1 protein-coding gene is annotated in these 374 nt (G+C 67.1%); it reads left to right on the forward strand.

Features of this window, described 5'->3' with window-relative positions; all coding sequences use genetic code 11:
* Positions 1-230: LytTR family DNA-binding domain-containing protein (locus tag AC1DN0_RS41865; protein WP_477146724.1), on the forward strand; the 230-nt coding region annotated here is incomplete at its 5' end.
* Positions 231-374: the final 144 nt, after the last annotated feature.

Raw genomic sequence — 374 nt, forward strand, 5'->3', positions numbered from 1 at the left:
CGGTGGTGACCGAGCAGGGCGAAAGCCTGCTGCGCACGCCCCTGCGCGAACTGCTGGAGGTGCTCGATCCGCAGCGCTTCCGCCAGGTGCACCGTTCCACCATCGTCAACATGAAGGCGGTGGCCGCCGTCAGCCGCGACGACAGCGGGCGCGGCCAGCTCAAGCTCAAGCACCGTGCCGAGGTGCTGAGCGTCAGCCAGCCGTTCATGAGCCTGTTCCGCGGTATGTGATTCCCCGTCCATCGCAACGTTGGAGCGACCATGCGCCACCTCCCGATCCTGTGCGTCATGCTGCTGGCCCTGGCCGGTTGCGAGCAGTCCAGCAATACCTCGGTCACGCGCGTGCGCGCCAATGGCGTGGACACGCTGTACAGC

The organism is Cupriavidus sp. 05N39, from assembly GCF_056397325.1.